This window comes from Arthrobacter sp. MDB1-55 (genome assembly GCF_059092925.1).
The window spans coordinates 208,201-227,623 of sequence record NZ_JBNHID010000002.1 but is presented as its reverse complement, the minus strand read 5'-3'; the positions used below and the strand labels follow the sequence as shown (position 1 = coordinate 227,623).

The following is a 19,423-nucleotide window of genomic DNA, read 5'->3' as shown; positions in this document are numbered from 1 at the left end:
GAATTCACGGCCGCTCTGAAAGGACCCCTATGTCGGCCTCTCCAGAAACCCAGCTTCAGCACATCTCCATACACACCGGTCAGATAACCATCACAGGTGTGACGGTCACGCCGGTTGCTCTCGTCGATCCGCCACTCCTCAACACGGTGGGTGTCCACGAACCCTTCGCGCTGAGGGCGATCCTCCAAGTGCATACCGACGCCGGTATCACCGGTCTTGGTGAGACCTATGGCGACGCTGGCCACCTGGCCCGTCTCAGTAGGGCCGCAGCAGCGGTCACCGGAGCTGATCCTTTCAATATCAACGACCTTCGCATCCGGATCACCCGAGCGCTGGCAACCGACAAGACGCAGGGCGGCCACGGGATGAGCGGTATGGTCACCGGCTCCTCCACAGCGGACCGAGTGCTTTCCCCGTTCGACGTTGCTGCACTCGATATCCAGGGCAAAGCCCTCGGATTACCGGTCAGTGCACTGCTGGGAGGTGCAGTCCGCGATACTGTCCCGTTCAGCGGCTACCTGTTCTACAAGTGGGCGGGGCATCCAGGACAGTCCGACGACGGCTGGGGTCCGGCGCTGGATGCCGACGGTATCGTTGCGCAGGCACAGCGCATGGTGGCCGACTACCGGTTCGGTGCACTCAAGCTTAAAGGCGGAGTGTTTGCCCCGGACGAGGAAGCCGCCGCTATCGAGGCACTCCGCGCCGAATTCCCCGATATGCCGCTGCGCATCGACCCCAACGGCGCGTGGACCGTGGAGACGTCAGTCCGGATAGGTCGAAGATTGGAGGGCGTCCTTGAGTATCTCGAAGACCCCACTCCCGGAATCGAAGGCATGGCCGAGGTCCGCCGCGGTGTAGACCTGCCGCTCGCCACCAATATGTGCGTAGTCAGCTTCAATGACGTTCCTCCGGCGGTTGCGGCCGGAGCCGTTGACGTCGTGCTGTCGGACCACCATTTCTGGGGCGGCCTGCGCCGGTCACAGGCCCTGGCTGGAATCGCGGAGACTTTCGGACTGGGGCTCTCCATGCACTCCAACTCGCATCTCGGCATCAGCCTCGCGGCGATGGTGCACCTCGCTTCGGCTACTCCGAATCTGGATTATGCGTGTGACACACACTGGCCGTGGAAACGTGACGATGAGGACGTCGTCCTTCCCGGATCCCTCTCGTTCCAGGACGGCGCGGTTGCTGTGCCGACGGCGCCCGGCCTCGGCGTGGAACTTGACCCGGATGCCTTGGAACGGCTGCACCGGCAGTACCTGGACAGCGGCCTCACCGAACGTGACGACACCGGGTACATGCGGCGGATCCAACCGGAGTACGAACTCAAGAGCCCGCGGTGGTGACAACCGAAGCGGGGGAGCGCAACCAGCTTCAGCGCCTTCCCCCCGTATTGGACGTGGTGGTCACTGACCCGATCATCTCGCGCTTCGCCGACAGATTGATGACTGGTGCACCGGATCACCGCTGGCATTTCGTAGCTGATGCGGCTCCGGAGGAAAGCTTTCACGCAATGACCACCGCCGACGTCGTTGTTTGTTCACGGCTGGACTCCCGGCAGGCCGCAGCCTGCGGCGCTCGCCTGGTTCAGGTCACCGGTGCGGGACTCGACCGGGTTGCTGTCGGCGCTCTGCCGGCGGAGACGGCGGTCACGAACACCTTCCACCACGAACGGCCCATCGCGGAGCACGTGCTCATGTGTATTCTCGCGCTCACGCGCAGGCTTCCAAGTGTCAGCGGTGAGTTGCGGCACGGGACCTGGCGGACCATCGCCACTGATGGGCATGTGCCGTTGCACCGCACACTGGACACCATGACGCTTGGCCTCGTGGGATTCGGCGGAATCGGCAGCGCGACCGCGAGCCTGGCCCATGCTGTGGGAATGGAGGTGGTGGCGGTTCGCAACCGCCCGGACGTCCCTGTGCCGGACGGCACCTGCCCGCGCTGGGTAGGGGGAATCTCGGACCTGCCGCGCCTGCTGGCGGAGTCCGACGTCGTTGTCATCACCGTTCCGCTCTCGCCCGCGACTGAGGGCATGATCGGATCTGCCGAACTGGCGGCGATGCGGGAGGATGCACTGCTGATCAACGTCGCGCGCGGCCCGGTGGTAGACCAATCCGCGCTGTACGCGGCTCTGAGGGATGGCAGCATTGGAGGCGCCGCAATCGACGTATGGTGGGGCGCTCCGGAGAGCGGACGCACCCCGCCCGCGGATTTCCCTTTCGCGGACCTTCCCAACGTCCTGGCCACGCCGCACTACTCGGGGCACGCGCGCTCCACATTCGAACTGCGAGCCGATGACATCGCCGAGAACGTGAACCGGCTGGCTCAGGGCCAAGCCTTGAGGAACCGGGTCCGTTAGCCCAGGATCAGCCGCCGACCGCGAGACGGACGATCAGAAGCACGGCCCCGCCGGAAGCGGCCGCCAGTGCTACACGCCGCAGCCGCCTGGCGTCCAGAAACCGGTTGAGTAGCCGTGAAACTGCAAAGCCCAGGAGCACGACCGGTGCGAGCCAGAGGAAAGCAGTCAGGGTTGTCGTGGTCACGGCGCCGGCCGCAGTGAGCAGAAGGACCGACACAATCGAGCCGACGAGGAAAAAGGCGCTCATGGTTGCGCGCAGGCGGGCCGGTGGCTGGCCCTGCCAGACAATGGCCATCGGCGCTCCGCCGATCGCGGTTGCAGTGCCCATGATGCCGGAGAGGCCGCCTGCGGTGATCAGAGCCGGGCGGGTGGGAGCCGGGCGCCAGCCCAGGTAGGCCGACCCGACGCCGATCAGGACGCTGGCTGCAACCAGCCAGGACAGGGCGGCCGTGGACATGGCGACGGCCAGCCACGCCCCGAGAACACTTCCGGGAATCCTGCCGACGAGCGCCCACGCCGCGCCCCGAAGGTCGAGCGAAGCCCGGTCGCGGATGGTCACCAACAGGGTCACCAGGCACGCCAGGAGGACTACCAGCGCCGGCAGCAGATCCGGAGCAATGAGGGCAATGACTGGAGCGGCGATCAGGCCGGCGCCGAAGCCGATGGATCCCTGGATGGCGGTGGCGGCACAGACCGCCACCGCCAGGATCACATAATCCGCAGGACTCACTTACCGGCCGGGGCAGGCGTCAGTCCAGCTTCGGCTGTGTCAGCAAGGGGAAAATGGCACTCGACAGCGTGCAGGGCGTCGGTGCCTGTCCGCCGCTGCGGCAGGCCAAGGGACACCCGCCCGGCATCCGCCGCAGTCTGTGCCGGCGGCGCCTCGCGGGCACAGATGTCCTGTGCCTTCCAGCAGCGGGTACGGAAACGGCAGCCCGACGGCGGATCCAACGGGGACGGTAGCTCTCCCCTGAGGACGATCCGCTCGGCGGGACGGTCCGCGGGGTTCAACTTGGGCGACGCCGACATCAGCGCTGCGGTGTACGGATGCAGCGGTCGTTCGAAGACATCGCTGGTAGTGCCCGTTTCGATGATCCTGCCCAGATACATGACAGCGACCCGGTCGGTGACGTGGCGTACCACTGACAGATCGTGGGAGATGAAGATATAGCTGACACCGAGTTTGTCCTGCAGCTCATTGAGCAGGTTCAGGACCTGCGCCTGTACCGACAGGTCCAAAGCCGATACCGGTTCGTCCAGAATGACCAGCTCAGGATTCAGGGCAAGCGCGCGGGCAATGCCGATCCGCTGACGCTGCCCGCCGGAGAATTCCTGGGGAGACTTCTTCGCATCGGAAACCCGCAGGCCGACGAGTTCCAACAGCTCATGCAAGCGAGCCTCACGTTCCCGCGGCGAGGGGAACAGATCGCGGTGCGTGGCCCACGGCTCAGCGATGATGTCGCCGGCCGTCATCCGTGCATTCAGTGATGCGAAGGGGTCCTGGAACACCATCTGGACCCGGCGGCGCCAGGCCAGCAGCTCTTTGCCTCGAAGGCTGAACGGGTCCTTGCCATCGAAAGTCACGGTGCCGCCGTCGGGCTTTTCGAGCAGCATCAGGGTCCGCGCCAGGGTGGACTTCCCACAGCCGGACTCGCCCACCAGACCAAGCGTTTCACCGCGGCCGACGGAGAGGTTGATGCCGTCCAGCGCCCTCAGCTCGTTGCTGCCTGAACCGTTGCCGGGAACGTGGAAGATCTTGGTGACGTCGCGGACCTCAAGGGCAGTGGTGCCGTGTTCGTGTGTCCGCTCAAGCTGTGCGGTCATGACTTGATCTCCTGTAGGGGTATCCGGGAATCGAGGAGCTCCGAGAAATGGCACGCTGCGGCGCGGCCGGGGCCGGTTTCACGAAGAGCGGGCCGTTCGGCGCGGCAGATCTCCTGGGCCAGCGGGCAACGATCCTGGTAGACGCAGCCCGGTGGGATGTTCTTCAGTTCGGGCGGACTTCCCGGGATCGAGGAGAGCGTGGCACCGCGTTCCGCGTCGGTAGGAACAGACTCGAGCAAGCCCTTCGTGTATGGGTGACGAGGGTTCGCGAAAACTTCCTGCACTGCACCAGATTCCACCACGTTGCCCGCGTACATGACGCAGACGGTGTCGGCTTCCTCGGCGACCACGGCCAGATCGTGGGTGATGAGCACAACTGCCATGTCCTCTTCTTCGCGCAATCGGCGCAGCAGGTCCATAATCTGTGCCTGCACGGTGACGTCGAGCGCCGTCGTCGGCTCATCCGCGATGAGCAAGCGAGGACTGAGCGCTACCGCCGTCGCAATGAGGATGCGCTGGCGCATGCCGCCCGAGAACTGGTGCGGGTAAGAATCGACTCGCGACTCCGGCCGGGGGATGCCCACCCGCTCCATCAGCGCGATAGCCTCCTTCCGCGCATCGGCGGCGGAGAGACCGCGGTGAATCCTGAACGATTCACCGATCTGCACTCCCACCGGGTAGACCGGGTTCAATGCCGTAAGAGCGTCCTGGAACACAATGCCAAGCTCAGCACCGGCGATCTTGCGTCGCTGCTTTGCGCCCATGCCGGCAAGTTCCTTGCCTTCCAACTGCATGGAGCCTCCCGCGACGTGCGCCACGGGGTCCAAAAGTCCGGCAATGGCCTTAGCGGTCATCGACTTGCCGCAGCCTGATTCACCGAGCAGTGCCAGGGTCTGTCCAGCCCGGGCAACGAATCCGGCCGAACTGACGGCCCGCACAGTTCCGAAGGGGGTGCGGATGTCAACGTCGAGTCCTTCCACCCGCAGCACTACGGGATGGGAATTCTCGGATGGGGGGACTGCTTGTGTAGTTTCAGTCATGGTCACTTGGACTCCTTGGCAGCAAGGCGGGTCACGAATTTTCTACGTCCCGGCAGTGCAAGCCGCCAGCGCTGTCCCGGATCGGTTGCGATGCGCAGCCAGGCGGCGAGCATGTTGGCTGCGATCGCGGTGATCACGATGGCAACGCCCGGGAAGATGGACAGCCACCAGGCCGTCTGCAGGTACTGCCGGCCCTGGGCCACCATCAGGCCCCAGCTGACATCCGGCGGTTGGATGCCGATGCCCAGGAAGGACAACGACGACTCGGCAAGCATCACGTAGCAGAACTCGAGCGTGGCCAGCGTGAGCAGGGTGGGAGTGACCACCGGAATGACGTGGCGACGGATGATCGCGTTCGGCTTTGCGCCGAAGGTCCGTGCCGCGTCGACGAAGGTTCGGCTCTGCAGCTCAGCCGATTCCGCCCGGGCGGTCCTGAGGTAGATCGGGATTCGGGTCAGCGCCAGGATCAGGACGATGTTAGCGATGGAGGGGTTGAAGACATAGAGCACGACGACGGCCAGCAGCAGCGAGGGGAAGCTCATGATCACATCGGCAATGCGCATTGAGACGTTCTCCCGCCAGCCCCGGTGATATCCCGCCCAGATACCCCACAGCGAACCGATCAGCAGGGCGACAGCCACGGCGGGAATCGCGACCAGCATGGTGGTCCTCGTCGCGACAACCAGCCGGGCCAGAACGGAACGTCCCAACGAGTCTGAGCCGAGGATGTACTCCCAACCGTTGGCCGGGACGAACGGAGCCTTGTTGGCGAACAACAGGTTCTGGCGGGTAGCCAGTTCCCCCATCAGCATCGGCCCGAAGACTGCCGTAGCCAGCACGATCAACAGGATGACGGCACCCACGGAAGCGAATTTGTCACGCAGCAGCATGCGCAGCATGCTCGGGTGGTTGTTCTTGGCGGCCGTGGGCCTGCGCTTGGCCTGCCGGCCGCCGTCGGGACCGGGCTCGGTGCGCGAAGTATCGATCATCGGATTCTCCTAGGCCTGGGCGGTCGCGGTTGGTGTTGGATCAGCGGGGGTGACCGGCTTCTCGGGTGTTCTCTTCCGCCGGAACCTCGCGCTCGCTGGGCGGACTCGAGGGTCAAGCAGCGCATAGGCCAGATCGATCAGGATGTTCAGCACGAAGATAGCGATCGCGGTCAGCAGGACCGCAGCCTGCAGGACCGCAAAGTCGCGCTGCAGGATCGAGTCGATCATCAGCTTTCCGATTCCGGGCCAGCCGAAAATGGTTTCGACGACGACGGCGCCGTTGATCAGGCCGACCGTCAGGTCACCGGCCACAGTCAAGGCCGGGGCGGCCGCGTTGCGCAGGGCATGCCGCGTGATCACCCTCTTCTGCGACGCTCCCTTGCTGCGGGCCAGTTTGATGTAGGGCTCGGACAGGGCGGAGACCATCGCGCCGCGGACTACCTGAACGAGCGCTCCGAAGGGGCGCATCATCAGCGTGGCTATCGGCAGTATCCAGGACGCCGAACTGCCGACGCCGGAGGTGGGCAACCAACCGAGGGTGATTGCGAAGATCCAGATGCCGACGATCGCCAACCAGAAGTCCGGGATCGACGCCGCGGCCATAGACACGAAGCTGGCGATACGGTCCGCTATGCCGTTCGGCTTGAGCGCTGCCCAGCTGCCGACAATGACGGCCAGGACGATGGCCAGGATCATTGTGGTCAAGGCCAGTTGGAGAGTGGCCGGGAAAGCCCGCAGCGCCATGGCGGCCGCGGACTCTCCCGTCCGGAGGGAGGTGCCGAAGTCCAGTTGCAGGACTCCGCCGAAGTAATCGACCATCTGGGCCCACAGCGGTTGGTCGAGGCCGTTTCGGGTAGCGAAGTCCTCCCGCATCTGCTCGGTTGCATTCAGCGGCAGGTACAGGCTCGCCGGGTTACCGGTCATTCTCGCCAGGGCGAAGACTCCGATGACGACGACCACCAGCGGCAGTGCACTGGAAACGATTCGTTTCCTGAGATAGGTCAGCATGGCTCCCTCTCCTATTCCACTCTCCGGATTGGGCGCTACTGAGCCGGCTTGATCTCGGCCAGTCGAAGCTCGTCACCGGTGGACGAATTCGGCTCGTAGTTGATGTTCTCAGCCTTCCCGATCATGCCGGTCTGATGCATGATGTGCGCGAACTGGACGATCTCTTCGTTCTGGTAGGCGAAGATTTCCTCGAAGGCACTCTGGCGTTCTTCGCCGGTAGCGGCGTTCGCCTCTTCGATCATGGCGTCCAACTCAGGGGTGCCGAATGCGCTTTGCGCGCCGTCGGTCTCCATGTACTGGCCCACGGTGAAGGCGGCGTCACCGGCCTGGTTGCCGTGCTGGGTCATGTGCAGGATGGCGCCTTCGTCCTCGACGAACGGACGGACCTGGTACTGCAGGTGCTGGCTGGTTTCCAGCAGCTTCAACTCGACATTGAGCCCGGCCTGGGTCAGCTGCTCCTGGAGCACCTGGCCGAGTTCCTCGATCTTCGGGAACTGTGCGTTGCGGACGATCAGGCTGATCGGTGCACTGGTGTCGACGCCGTCGGCCTTCGCTTCCTCGACCAGGGACTTCGCCTGTTCCAGATCGAACGGCCAGCCCTCAAGCCCGGTGTTGTGGCCAACGATGCCTTCGGGCACTAGCTGTGCTGCAACCTTCTCCCTGCCTGCGTACAGGCTTGCCACGATGCCTTCCTTGTCGATTGCGTAGTTGACAGCCTGACGGACCCGGATGTCGTCAAAGGGCGGCTTGTCGGTGTGCATGCGCAGCGCGACTGTTTCGTTGTTGGGGTAGGGGACGCCGAGGTCGCCGATCTGGTCCTCGGGGGCGAGGCCCATGGCGATATCCGCCTCGCCGGATGTGATCATCGCCGCGCGGACCGTGCCCTCGTCACGCCACTGGTACTCAGCCTTGGGGAAGGCGGGCTTCTCACCCCAGTAGCCGTCATACGCCGACACTGTGATCTTCTGGCCGGCCTGCCACTCGTCCAGCTTGTATGGGCCGGTGCCGATCGGCTCGCGGACCTTCTCGGTATCCGAGGTCTCACTCGGAACGACCTCCAGGAAGGAGATTCGCAGGGGCAGGATGGGGTCGGCGCCGGCGGTGGTGACCGTCAGCGTGGTGTCGTCGACAACCTCGACGGTGAGGTCGTCATCACCGAACACGTAACCCTCGACGTTGCAGCCGAGCTCTGAGTTAACGGCGCGTTCGATGGTGTGCGCAGCGTCCTCGGCGGTGAAGTCGCTGCCGTCGTGGAAGGTCACGCCTTCCCGCAGCTTGAAAGTCCAGGTGGTGTCATCTTCCGAGCTCCACTCGGTGGCCAGCTTCGGCTCGAGCTCACCGGAGCTGGGGTTGCGTTCCACCAGGGGCTCGGTGATGGTGGAGCGATCGACGACGCCGGTGCTCGTCAGGTTCGATTCGCAGGGCTCCAGTGTGGGCGGCTCCTGCTGTAGGACGACCCGCAGGGTATCCGAGGCTGCATTGGCGTCTCCTTCGGCGTTGTCGGAGTTGGCCACCGCACATCCGCTCAGCAGCATGGTGCTGCCTACTGTTGCAGATGTCAGGGCGAGGGCCAGACGGCGCCTGGTTGAGCCTGTCTTGTCAGTGGACCCGAAGGTGGGTTCAAACGTCATTGTTTCCTCCGCAGGAGCGAGTGATGAATACCGGAGCGAGTGCTCGAACGTAGCCGGCAGACTCAGCATGTGATTGGCATCACGGGCCGTCAAGCAGTGATACCTATGTGAAGAGGCCCTCCACGAAGGGAAATGGACGGTGCAGGACCGCAGAACCGCACCAGTACGCGGGAAATAGGGATCCATGCCTCAGAGGTATCGATCCATCCAAATTGCGTGTTGGACCGGAATGAACGGTTTCCCTACTGTCACTGCATGACCACCGACACAGCCGAGCAGTCTGAGCATCCCCCCGCAGCCAACGGCGAGCACATCCTGCAGGTAGGGCCAGTAAACCCGACCGTTGCCTCGGCGCTCGCCGAGGAGTTTGGTGCGTTGCGCCTGCCGGATGGTCCCCAGCGCGGCGCCTTTCTGGCCGACTACGCCGAGGGAATCCGCATTGCAGTGTGCTCCGGCCGCTATGGTGTGGACTCGGACCTCATGCGCAGACTTCCGAACCTCGAAGTGGTGGTGAACTTCGGCGTGGGCTACGACGCCACCGACGTCGCCCAAGCCAAGGAACGCGGCATCTCCATCAGTAATACTCCGGACGTACTGACCGAATGCGTGGCAGACACCGCCCTGGCCCTCTACTTGGACGTGTTGCGACAGACGAGCGCCGCCGACCGCTTCGTGCGAGGCGGCGGTTGGGAGTCCGGCTCGTCCTACCCACTGACGACGAGAGCCTCCGGCAAGAAGGTCGGCATTCTCGGACTGGGTCGTATCGGCAAGGCAATCGCGGCGCGACTCGAAGCCTTCGGCTGCGAAATCCACTACCACAACCGGCGACCTGTCGAGGGACTGGACTACACGTACCATCCGTCGCCCAGCGAGCTGGCCGGGGCGGTAGAGGTTCTGGTGATCGCTGCGGCGGGCGGACCAGACTCCGTAGGCCTCGTGGACGCCGAGGTCCTGGCTGAGCTGGGACAGGGTGGTTTCCTGATCAATATCGCCCGCGGAACCGTTGTCGATGAGCGGGCGCTGGTCTCCGCGCTTTCCGAAGGTCGCCTGGCAGGAGCGGGATTGGATGTGTTCGAGTCCGAACCGCATGTTCCTGCCGAACTGAGGCAACTCGAAAATGTCGTCCTGCTGCCGCATGTGGGAAGCGGTACCCGCGAGACACGTGCGGCCATGGCTGAACTGACGCTTCAGAACCTGCGCAGCTACCTGCAGGACTCAACGCTGGTCACGCCCATCTAGCCCTCGTCCGGAATAACCGTCCACAGGTATGCGGCCCGGGGAGCTGTACCCACAGCGATACGATGTTGCACGTCATAGCCTGAACGGCTCGGTCATACCTGCGAGGCATCAATGTTCACCCTGGATCAAGCTCGTAGCTTCATCGCGGTATCCGAGGAACTGCACTTCGGGCGGGCAGCGGAGCGTCTGAACATGACCCAGCCTCCACTGAGCCGGCAGATCCAGAAGCTGGAACGGAGCGTCGGCGTCGAACTTCTGGAGCGGGACAACCGAAAGGTTTCCCTCACAGCCGCGGGCCGCGCCTTCCTGGCCGAGGCCCGTAAGATCGTCGTCGCCGCAGAGCGTGCACCCAAAACTGCCCAACGCATTGCATCGGGGATGTCCGGCCAGCTTCGGGTCGGCTTCACTGCGGCTTCCGGATTCAGCATTCTGGGTTCCCTGCTGTCCGAGATTGCCGAGGGACTACCGGACGTCGACGTTGAGCTGCAGGAACTCGTCACAGGTGAGCAGGTGGCAGCCATCATCGACGGCGACCTCGACCTCGGTCTTGCGCGGCCCGCGTTCGATGAGGACATCTTCCAATCCCACCTGCTGTTCACCGAGGATCTTCAGCTCGCTGTGCCTGTGGGCCATCCCCTGGACAGATTCAATCGTTCGCTGAGAGTGGCAGACCTCAAGGGCGCCCCGCTGATCATGCACTCACCCACCAAGGCCAGTTACTTCTACGATCTCGTCGTGCGGAACGTACCCGTTGAGCATGGGAACGTTGTCCACACGGTGAGTCAGATCGTGACCATGGTGGCTCTTGTTGCCGCGGGCAGGGGAGTTGCGTTCGTGCCGGAGTCGGCCAGAATGCTCGGGATCGCCGGCGTGTCCTACCTGCGGCTGGCGGACATCGAGCCGGACGCCGTCGAACTCTATGCCATCTGGAGTAGGGAGATACGTAACCCCGCCCTCGTGAGGCTGCTCGAGATTATCCAGATGAAAGGGCAGTAGATGCTGGTGATAGCTTTCGAGCATCAATCCATACAAAAGTGGGCTTAGACACGCATCGATTGGCTTTCTACTCTGGAAGTACACCCACCATTCGAGCACCCCATCCCGCCCCGCGGCGGACTGCCCTAAGGAAGATGCACCGTGGCCCAGTACGCACCACAAGAACTTGCCCAGAAGCTCAAGGACGGATTGCTGTCCTTCCCGGTGACCGCGTTCACGCCGGAGCTGGCCTTCGACGAAGAGACCTACCGCAAGCATCTGTCGTGGCAGACCAGCTTCGACGTCGCCGGCCTGTTCGCTGCCGGTGGCACAGGCGAGGGCTTCAGCCTGACTCCGGCAGAAGCCGCGCAGGTCATCCGGGTCGCCGTCGATGAAGTCGGCGCCAAGGTCCCCGTCCTTGCCTCGGCCGGTGGCTCCACCGCGAACGCTGTACAGAACGCTCAGGATGCTGAGGCCGCCGGGGCCGAGGGCCTTCTGCTCCTTCCTCCCTACCTGACCGAATGCGATCAGGACGGTCTCCTCGCACATGTCAGCGCCGTATGCGCCGCAACGAACATTGGCGTGATCGTCTACAACCGCGCCAATGCCATCTACTCGGCGGACACCGTTGCACGGCTCGCCGAGCGGCACCCGAACTTCATCGGCTTCAAGGACGCCATCGGCGACATTGAGCACCTGACCAAGGTGTACGCCAAGAACGGCGACCGACTGTTCTACCTGGGCGGCCTGCCGACCGCTGAGACCTTTGCCCTTCCGCTGCTTCAGCTCGGAATGAGCACCTACTCGTCGGCGTTGTACAACTTCGTACCCGAGTTCGCCCTCGAGTTCTACGGTGACGTCCGCCGACAGGACCACGCAGCAGTGACCGAGAAGCTGCAGCGTTTTGTGCTCCCGTACCTGGACATTCGTGACCGCGTACGCGGTTATGGCGTCTCCATCGTCAAGGGAGGGCTCACCGTGATCGGTCGCTCGTCCGGTGGTGTGCGCCCGCCGCTGCAGGACCTGACCGAGGCAGATCTCGCAGATCTCGGCGCCCTTATCGACGCTGCGGGTATCCGACCCGCCTCTGCAGCACTTTCCAACGCCTGAAAACACGACGGTTATCGATCCGCAAGGAGCACTCATGCCTACACAGCACGCCACCCTTCAGGGCCACTCCATCATCGCCGGGGAGACATTGTCCGGGAACGGGGGAACCGTCAACGGGTTCAACCCGGCGACCAATGAAACTTTGGAGCCCGCCTACTCCCTGATCGATTCCTCCCAGCTCAAGGCCGCCACAGCCGCTGCCGAGGGAGCCTTCGATTCCTTCCGTACCCTCGAACCGGAAACGCACGGAGCCTTCCTCGAAGGGATTGCCCAGCGGATCGAAGCTGCCGGTGACGAGATCGTCGACCGCGCGATGCTTGAGACCGGGTTGCCCGAGCCCCGCCTGCGCGGGGAGCTCGCCCGTACCACCGGCCAGCTGCGCCTCTTCGCTGCAGTGGTTCGTCAGGGCGATCACCGTGGTGTTCGCATCGATCCGGCGATCCCCGAACGCACTCCGATGCCGCGTGCCGACATCCGTCAGCGCAAGGTCCCCCTCGGCCCCGTCGGCGTTTTCGGTGCGAGCAACTTCCCGCTTGCCTTCTCCACCGCCGGCGGTGACACTGCTTCGGCCCTGGCCGCGGGCTGCCCCGTCGTCTTCAAAGCCCACAACGCGCACCCCGGAACCAGCGAGATCGTGGGTCGTGCAATCACCGAGGCCGTGCAGGACGCCGGACTTCACCCGGGCGTGTTCTCGTTGATCTACGGTCCCGGTTCGAGCATCGGTCAGGCTCTGGTCGCCGACCCGGCCATCAAGGCTGTTGGTTTCACTGGATCCCGGGGAGCAGGAACGGCGCTCATGGCCACTGCCGCAGCCCGTCCCGAGCCCATTCCCGTCTACGCGGAAATGAGCTCGATCAACCCGGTCATCTTCTTCGAAGGTGCGCTCCGGTCATCAGACCTCGATGAACTGGCGAAGGCTTACATCGCATCCGTGACGGGTTCCAGCGGCCAGCTGTGCACCTCGCCCGGCCTGGTCTTCTTGCCGACGGGCGACGCCGGTGACAGCTTCCTCGCCGCAGTGAATTCCGCGCTGGCGCCCTCCGCAGGACAGACCATGCTGACCCGCGGAATCGCCGATTCCTGGAACGCCGGTGTGGAGGCTCTCGGCTCCCAGGAGGGCGTCGAGCTGGTTGCACAGGGCACAAAGGGCAGCACCGAGAACGCTCCCGCGCCGGCTGTGTTCGGTACCCAGGCGGAGACCTTCCTGAACAACCCCGTGCTGCACGAGGAGATCTTCGGTGCTGCGTCGCTCGTAGTGCGTTACTCCTCCACGGAAGAGCTCGTGGCTGCGGCCAAGCGCTTGGAGGGCCAGCTGACGGCCACACTGCACCTCACTGAGGCTGATCACGAAACCGCAGCCGGCGTCCTTCCTGTGCTGGAGCGGAAGGTGGGCCGTATTCTCGTGAACGGGTGGCCCACCGGCGTCGAGGTTGGTCACGCAATGGTTCACGGCGGTCCATTCCCCGCGACCTCCGACACCCGGACTACCTCGGTCGGCACGCTGGCAATCGAGCGCTTCCTGCGCCCTGTTGCCTACCAGAACATCCCGGATGCGCTGCTGCCTGCTCCTCTGCAGGAGGCGAATCCCTGGAAGCTCAACCGCCGGATCGACGGCGCTATTGAACTGGCGACAGCGGGCAGTGAAGCAGAGGGCACCGTGAAGGCGACGGGGGAGGACGCGTGACCACACAGCCGACTGTCGCCGGCGTCGAAGTTGTCCCGGTCGCCGGCCACGACTCGATGCTGCTGAATCTTTCAGGAGCGCACGGTCCCTTCTTCACCCGTAACATTGCGATCCTCACTGATTCCGACGGACGTACCGGTTTGGGCGAGGTGCCCGGCGGCGAGGCCATCCGCTCCACCATCGACGAAGCCGGCCAGTATCTCGTGGGTAAGCCGGTGGCTCAGTTCCGCAGCCTCCTGCGTGAGGTCGCGGCACGGTTCGCCGACCGCGACGCCGGTGGTCGCGGGTTGCAGACCTTCGACCTGCGCACCACAGTGCACGCCGTCACCGCGATCGAGTCGGCACTGCTGGACCTGCACGGCCAGTTCCTCGGTGTTCCTGTGGCCGAGCTGCTCGGTGACGGGCAGCAGCGCATGGCCGTGCCGATGCTGGGCTACCTGTTCTATGTGGGCAACCCGGACCTGACGGACCTTCCATACCTGCGGGAACTGGAAGGCTCCGACGACTGGGAGCGCGTCCGCCGTGAGGAGGCCATGACCCCGGAGGCTGTGGTTCGTCTCGCCGAGGCTGCGCAGGCGCGCTACGGGTTTTCCGACTTCAAGCTCAAGGGCGGCGTCCAGGCCGGCGACCTCGAGGTGGACGCAGTCACAGCGCTCAAGGAGCGTTTCCCGGAAGCCCGCATCACCCTCGACCCGAACGGCGGTTGGCTGCTTGAGGACGCCATCCGGCTCGGGAAGCGGATGCAGGGTGTTGTTGCCTACGCTGAGGACCCCTGCGGTGCGGAGGGCAAGTTCTCCGGCCGCGAGGTGGTCGCCGAGTTCCGTCGTGCCACCGGGCTGCAGACGGCAACCAACATGATTGCAACGGACTGGCGCGAGATGGCCCATGCGGTGCGCACCAACGCCGTCGATATCCCGCTGGCCGACCCGCATTTCTGGACCATGGCGGGTTCGGTTCGCGTCGCGCAGCTGTGCCACGAGTTCGGCCTCACCTGGGGATCTCACTCGAACAATCACTTCGACATCTCGTTGGCAATGTTCACCCACGTGGGTGCGGCAGCTCCGGGCGAGATCACGGCACTGGACACGCACTGGATCTGGCAGGACGGCCAGGGGCTCACCAAGGATCCGTTGCAGATCCGGAACGGGGAGATCCGCGTCCCGGACGCTCCGGGCCTCGGCATCGAGTTGGACCGTACCCGCCTCGACGAGGCGCACGCGCTCTACCTTGAGCACGGTCTGGGTGCGCGCGACGACGCTACGTCGATGCAGTACCTCATTCCGGAGTGGACCTTCGATCCGAAGCGGCCTTGCCTGGTCCGTTAGAGGATCCGTTGAAGGCCTCGTCCTTCCGAATAGGGGGATTGTTGTGAGTTCGTAGCGTCAGGAGGGTATGTGGAGGGGGTTCTTTTCGGCTTCGGCATTGTGCTGTTGCTGATCGGCGTCGGTATTGTCGCCTCGATCCTCCTCCCTACCCGGACTGCCGCGATGCAGCAGGGACTCACCCCGGTGATCTACTACATCACCAACCCGGTGCTGATGTTCATCCTGCTTGCCGAGACTGAACTCAGCGAAGTGCTCAGCGTCTATACGCCGATCGCGCTGGTTGTGGCCGCCATAACCAGCGCGATCTATGCGTTGCTGAGCCGGTTCGCGCTTAAACGACAGGCCGCACAGACTGCAGTCGGCGCCATGGCGTCCTGTTACGTCAACGCAGGCAACATCGGCATCCCGATCGCGCTCTACGCGGTGGGTAGCTCAGCCCCGGTGGTTTCAGTGTTGCTGGCGCAACTGCTGGTCATCGCCCCGGTTTTTCTCACCATCTTCGCCTGGTGCGGCAGAAAGAGTACGACGACGGCCCCCGGTCGCGACGGCGTGACACCGACGCTGGGACGGACCGTGCTGCGATCGGTAGCTAATCCGGTGACCACCGGTACTGCTGCAGGAGCGCTGTTCGCGGCCACCTCACTGACGTTGCCGCCCATCATCTGGACACCCCTGGAAATGCTCGGCCAGGCATCCATCCCGTTGCTGCTCGTGGTCTTCGGGATGAGCCTTCGCGGGCAGAAGCCGCTGGCGCAGCGGAGCGTGCGCGCCGACGTCGTGCTGGGCAGTGTGGTGAAGCTGGCACTGATGCCGGTGATCGCATGGTTGGTTGCCTACTACCTCTTCCGGATCGAGGGGACCGCGCTGCTCGGTGTGGTGGCAATGGCGGCCTTGCCCACAGCGCAAAACGTGTTTTTGTTCTCTGCCCAGTTCGGCCTAAAGGTGACGCTGGTTCGCGACATCATTCTGGTGAGTTCGCTGCTGGCCCTGCCCGCATCCCTTCTGGTGGCGTTACTGCTGGGTTGAGCCGACGCCGGCCGCCAGAGGGGGATACGGGCTTTCGATGGGTCAGCCCGAACAGAGGCAGAACGGATGCCCTGCCGGATCGAGAAACACCCGGAAGGTTGTGCCGGGCTGGTGCTCGTGCCTGGTTGCACCCAGTTCGAGCACAGCGGCCTCGCCGGTGTCGAGATCGTCGACGATCACGTCCAGATGCATCTGTTGCGGTGAGCGCTGCCCGGGCCATTCCGGCGGAGAATAGTCCTCCACCTTCTGGAAGCAGATGCACTGGCCGTACTCCGCCTGGATTTCTACCCAGTCGGGCTCCTCCTTCACCTTCCAGTCGAGGAGGGCTCCATAGAACCGTGCGAGGGCGATGGGATCGGGACAATCGATGACAGTGGTGGGAAACCGTGCAATAGCCATGCTCCACACCGTACGACCCGTCGCGGACAATTAGCGTCCGGATCCGGAGCTTTTTCTTCCTGCCGGCGTTGACGGGGGAGACGGCGTTGACTCTGCACGGCGCCTCACCGACTCATCCGGCAGCGTGATCCCGGACCAGCCGACCTTCGACCGTGCCCGCGCACGCTCGATCGCTCCAGGTACGAGGGCGAGATCGGCTCCGGCCTCAAAACAGATTTGGGCTGCCAGGGGGTGTGACCAACTGCTGCTGGGCTTGCCCTCAATGGACCCCAGGTAGAAGCCTGCGACCTCCGCGAGAATCGCAGGGGTGACGCCCTCGATACGTTTCACTTCCTCCACTGCTGCAGTGAGGTCGAACGGTCTATGGGTGGCGTGGCGGATGGCGGTCCCCGCCACCCACGAAGCAACGATTCTCGGGTTCTGCGTGAGCATGGCGCCAGCATAGAACCCGGCTCCGACAGTGAACCAGCGTTTCCCGGACACGCGCGCGTAGGACAGACTTGCTCCATGGCTGATTCGGATGAGATCACAACGCAGAAGTCCACCGTCGAGGAATGGACCCGTGCCCTCGCGGAATCCATCGGCTCACCCGGCGGTGGGGCAGGCGCGGGCGTGATGCTCGCGATCGCCGCCTCGCTGACGTCCATGGTGGCCGGCTACACCGACGCCGAGACCGATCAGGAGCACCACCTCACGGAGTTGCGCACCCGCGCCCAGGACCTCAGGCAGCGGGCTCTGCAACTGGCCGACGACGACGCCGCCGCCTCCCGCGCCTTCGGGGCGGCGTTCCGGCTGGATCCTGGGGATGAACGTGACCGGGCGATTCGCGAGGCGTCACTCGGTGCAGCGCGGTCCTCGGCGACGCTCGGTGATCGTGCCATCACCGCCATCGACGACCTGGTCTGGCTCGCCAATGAGGGCAACCGCGCCTTGATCGCCGACGTCGTCGTAGCTTTCGGCGCCCTTCGCGCAGCCGTGACCGGAGCCCGCACGAACGTCAGTTTCGACCTGGCGACCCTGCGGTCGTCCGGTCTCACGCTGGAGGAAGTCCGAGACCAGCACACCGGCCTCTGGGACACCGTCGCGAGGCTCGATTCGGCCATTGAGCGAATCGACAAGTCCATGGCCGCAGTCGATGACCGGGCTGCGCCCACGGACTCGCTGTAAGCAATCCTCGGGCATAACCCATTTCTATCTTTCTGCAATTACCCGACAATTCGGGAACAAGAGCGTGATTCCGCCAGGACTGGATTGAATACATAAAGTCGGTATGGTCTGGCTTGAGAAAAGAGCCCAGAAGAAGGCGAAGGCTGAGTCCAGCGAGCTGCTGTTCGTGAAGCTCCGCAAGAACCAGCGGTGACCGGAAGCCGAACATGTCCGGCCCCAGCGCTGTCCCTGCTCGCCCGGTTCCTTAGAGGTCGGCGTGGGAGCGCCTGACACGGACATGTTTGGCGTCCCTGCCGGCGGGCGCGCCGGATTCTGGCCTCAGCCACCCGCCGCCCGGGTAATCCGGAAACTGCTGCCCGGAGATGGAACACTCCTAATTGATAGTGCTTCCCCATGTGTTCATTTTCGGACGAATTTAGGAAATGTGCCTCCTTTTATGACTGGGCAGCGCATGAGAGCGTCTTTTCTTTCCGGCAGTGCACCATTCCGCATTTCGTTGAATCGGCAGAGTAGGCGCTTTTCTTCATATACCGGCACTCAGGTGCGGTTCACTTGACTCATCCAGTACCGTTTCGGGTGTGACCGTTAACAAGGAGTCGACGCCGTCGTCATCTCCACACCCGAAGCCCGCCGTGGGCGCCCGCTCGGCGAACATTCGGGACGTCGCGAAGGCAGCGGGTGTCTCTCATCAGACGGTTTCCCGCGTCATCAACGGGCATCCCAGTCTGCGGGAGGGTACCCGGCAGCGTGTGCTGGACGCCATGGAGGCTCTGCAGTTCCGGCCCAACCGGGCCGCCCGCTCGCTGGTGACCAGCCGTTCCGGCATGATCGGTGTGCTGGTGACGAACGGTGCCTACTTCGGTCCGGCGTCGACCCAGGCGGCGATCGAGTCCGCCGCTGCCAGTGCTGGTTACCTCATCGATACCGCGACGCTGACCTCTCTCAACGAGAACGCCTTCAAGGAGGCCTTGGAGCGCCTGGTCGATCATGCGGTCGAAGGGCTGATCGTCCTCGCGCCGCAGGAGGCCACGCTGCGTCAGCTGGCTCACCTGCCGGTCCGGCTACCGATGGTGACCGTGCATTCGACCTCGCCCGCCGACGACCACGGGCTTTCCGTGGACCAGGTGGCCGGGGCGCGGCTTGCCACCCGGCACCTGCTGGAACTCGGGCACCGCAGGGTCGCTCACATCGCGGGCCCTGAAGGCTGGGTCGAATCAAAGGAAAGAATCCGTGGATTCCGTATTGAGATGGCGAACTGGGGCCTCGATGCATCGCGGATCGTCGCGGGGGACTGGACGTCAGACAGCGGCTTCCGGATCGGTGAGGACCTCCTCGCCAAGAACCCGCCGACAGCCGTCTTCTCCTCCAACGACCAGATGGCGCTCGGGCTCATCCACGCCTGCCGTGACAGCGGTTTCCGCGTCCCCGAGGATGTGAGCGTGGTTGGATTCGATGACGTGCCCGATGCAGCGCACTATGCGCCGCCCCTCACCACCGTCCGCCAGGATTTCGCCGAGCTGGGACGACGCTGCGTCGCGCACCTTCTCACCCAGTTAGGGGTTCCGGTCCAGGATCCCTCCCGGACGGTGGTGCCCGAACTCATCGTCCGCAGGTCAGCGGCCGCACCCCGGTAGAACGCCTCAA

18 protein-coding genes are annotated in these 19,423 nt (G+C 64.2%); 10 read left to right on the top strand and 8 right to left on the bottom strand.

Annotated features, from left to right (window positions below; translation table 11 throughout):
* Nucleotides 1-29: 29 nt before the first annotated feature.
* A complete protein-coding gene (locus AC5RU3_RS08215) occupies nucleotides 30-1,346 on the top strand; it encodes an enolase C-terminal domain-like protein (protein WP_493965263.1) in 1,317 nt (438 codons plus the stop codon).
* A complete protein-coding gene (locus tag AC5RU3_RS08210; protein ID WP_493965262.1) occupies nucleotides 1,340-2,362 on the top strand; it encodes a 2-hydroxyacid dehydrogenase in 1,023 nt (340 codons plus the stop codon). Before AC5RU3_RS08215 ends, AC5RU3_RS08210 begins: the two co-directional genes overlap by 7 nt.
* A gap of 7 nt (nucleotides 2,363-2,369) precedes the next feature.
* Here the strand turns inward: AC5RU3_RS08210 and AC5RU3_RS08205 are convergent, their stop codons facing one another.
* The 6 genes from AC5RU3_RS08205 to AC5RU3_RS08180 are packed head-to-tail and all read right to left on the bottom strand — an operon-like array spanning nucleotide 2,370 to nucleotide 8,854.
* Nucleotides 2,370-3,092 (bottom strand): sulfite exporter TauE/SafE family protein, encoded by a 723-nt coding sequence (locus tag AC5RU3_RS08205; protein WP_493965261.1) that lies wholly within the window; start codon nucleotides 3,090-3,092, stop codon nucleotides 2,370-2,372.
* Nucleotides 3,089-4,186, bottom strand: a complete 1,098-nt coding sequence (locus tag AC5RU3_RS08200; RefSeq protein ID WP_493965260.1) for an ABC transporter ATP-binding protein — start codon at nucleotides 4,184-4,186, stop codon at nucleotides 3,089-3,091. Before AC5RU3_RS08200 ends, AC5RU3_RS08205 begins: the two co-directional genes overlap by 4 nt.
* A complete protein-coding gene (locus tag AC5RU3_RS08195; RefSeq protein ID WP_493965259.1) occupies nucleotides 4,183-5,226 on the bottom strand; it encodes an ABC transporter ATP-binding protein in 1,044 nt (347 codons plus the stop codon). Before AC5RU3_RS08195 ends, AC5RU3_RS08200 begins: the two co-directional genes overlap by 4 nt.
* Before the next feature lie 2 nt (nucleotides 5,227-5,228).
* Complete coding sequence (locus tag AC5RU3_RS08190) at nucleotides 5,229-6,215, bottom strand: ABC transporter permease (protein WP_309124259.1); 987 nt, start codon at nucleotides 6,213-6,215, stop codon at nucleotides 5,229-5,231.
* A 9-nt stretch (nucleotides 6,216-6,224) separates the two neighbouring features.
* A complete protein-coding gene (locus AC5RU3_RS08185) occupies nucleotides 6,225-7,223 on the bottom strand; it encodes an ABC transporter permease (protein ID WP_309071568.1) in 999 nt (332 codons plus the stop codon).
* A gap of 35 nt (nucleotides 7,224-7,258) precedes the next feature.
* On the bottom strand, nucleotides 7,259-8,854 hold the full coding sequence (locus AC5RU3_RS08180; RefSeq protein WP_309124260.1) for an ABC transporter substrate-binding protein: 1,596 nt from the start codon (nucleotides 8,852-8,854) through the stop codon (nucleotides 7,259-7,261).
* Between the two features lie 255 nt (nucleotides 8,855-9,109).
* Between AC5RU3_RS08180 and AC5RU3_RS08175 the strand changes: the two genes are divergently transcribed.
* From AC5RU3_RS08175 to AC5RU3_RS08150, 6 genes are all read left to right on the top strand, one after another.
* On the top strand, nucleotides 9,110-10,093 hold the full coding sequence (locus tag AC5RU3_RS08175; RefSeq protein WP_493965258.1) for a 2-hydroxyacid dehydrogenase: 984 nt from the start codon (nucleotides 9,110-9,112) through the stop codon (nucleotides 10,091-10,093).
* A 111-nt stretch (nucleotides 10,094-10,204) separates the two neighbouring features.
* Nucleotides 10,205-11,089 (top strand): LysR family transcriptional regulator, encoded by an 885-nt coding sequence (locus AC5RU3_RS08170; protein WP_309071565.1) that lies wholly within the window; start codon nucleotides 10,205-10,207, stop codon nucleotides 11,087-11,089.
* 141 nt (nucleotides 11,090-11,230) lie between these two features.
* Complete coding sequence (kdgD, locus tag AC5RU3_RS08165) at nucleotides 11,231-12,178, top strand: 5-dehydro-4-deoxyglucarate dehydratase (protein WP_309071564.1); 948 nt, start codon at nucleotides 11,231-11,233, stop codon at nucleotides 12,176-12,178.
* Between the two features lie 34 nt (nucleotides 12,179-12,212).
* A complete protein-coding gene (locus AC5RU3_RS08160; RefSeq protein ID WP_493965257.1) occupies nucleotides 12,213-13,862 on the top strand; it encodes an aldehyde dehydrogenase (NADP(+)) in 1,650 nt (549 codons plus the stop codon).
* Nucleotides 13,859-15,187: an enolase C-terminal domain-like protein gene (locus AC5RU3_RS08155; protein ID WP_493965256.1), complete on the top strand. Its 1,329-nt coding sequence runs from the start codon at nucleotides 13,859-13,861 to the stop codon at nucleotides 15,185-15,187. Before AC5RU3_RS08160 ends, AC5RU3_RS08155 begins: the two co-directional genes overlap by 4 nt.
* Before the next feature lie 69 nt (nucleotides 15,188-15,256).
* Entirely contained in the window at nucleotides 15,257-16,213 is a 957-nt protein-coding gene (locus AC5RU3_RS08150; protein WP_493965255.1) for an AEC family transporter, read from the top strand.
* Nucleotides 16,214-16,255: 42 nt separating this feature from the next.
* Here AC5RU3_RS08150 and AC5RU3_RS08145 read toward each other — a convergent pair whose 3' ends face one another.
* Entirely contained in the window at nucleotides 16,256-16,612 is a 357-nt protein-coding gene (locus AC5RU3_RS08145; protein WP_309071560.1) for a VOC family protein, read from the bottom strand.
* 30 nt (nucleotides 16,613-16,642) lie between these two features.
* Nucleotides 16,643-17,044: a hypothetical protein gene (locus AC5RU3_RS08140; RefSeq protein WP_309071559.1), complete on the bottom strand. Its 402-nt coding sequence runs from the start codon at nucleotides 17,042-17,044 to the stop codon at nucleotides 16,643-16,645.
* Between the two features lie 75 nt (nucleotides 17,045-17,119).
* On the opposite strand from AC5RU3_RS08140, the gene AC5RU3_RS08135 reads away from it, so the two are divergent.
* Both AC5RU3_RS08135 and AC5RU3_RS08130 read left to right on the top strand, forming a co-directional pair.
* Nucleotides 17,120-17,779: a cyclodeaminase/cyclohydrolase family protein gene (locus AC5RU3_RS08135; RefSeq protein WP_309071558.1), complete on the top strand. Its 660-nt coding sequence runs from the start codon at nucleotides 17,120-17,122 to the stop codon at nucleotides 17,777-17,779.
* A gap of 578 nt (nucleotides 17,780-18,357) precedes the next feature.
* Nucleotides 18,358-19,413: a LacI family DNA-binding transcriptional regulator gene (locus AC5RU3_RS08130; protein ID WP_493965254.1), complete on the top strand. Its 1,056-nt coding sequence runs from the start codon at nucleotides 18,358-18,360 to the stop codon at nucleotides 19,411-19,413.
* The last annotated feature ends 10 nt before the right edge of the window (nucleotides 19,414-19,423 follow it).